The sequence below is a fragment of the Pseudomonas sp. 2822-17 genome (assembly GCF_002742485.1).
Taxonomy (GTDB): Bacteria; Pseudomonadota; Gammaproteobacteria; order Pseudomonadales; family Pseudomonadaceae; genus Aquipseudomonas; species Aquipseudomonas cyclaminis.
Genome location: NZ_LJRZ01000961.1, coordinates 1 through 231 on the forward strand (window position 1 = coordinate 1; position 231 = coordinate 231).

The window sequence follows — 231 nt, forward strand, 5'->3', positions numbered from 1 at the left end:
GTACACTACAAAGGGACGTATGTTCAGCCATGGCACCTTGCTGTTAGAGTCAGAAATTGAAAATGTGGTGGATGCTCTAAAAGTTAAGAACGAAAAAATTCGTTCTAAAGGAATTAAGTCTATACGAAGTAGAGTTGCAAATATTAACGATTTCCTAGATAAGAAACTATCGATGGAAGAGTTTAAAAAGCTCTTACTTGAAAATATCTTTCATGGGGAGAAGATTGAAAG

General features: G+C 35.1%; 1 protein-coding gene. It reads left to right on the forward strand.

The window, feature by feature from the left end; all coding sequences use genetic code 11:
• On the forward strand, nt 1-231 hold a 231-nt coding region (locus tag AOA60_RS33725; protein ID WP_368731602.1), incomplete at both ends, for a biotin/lipoate A/B protein ligase family protein.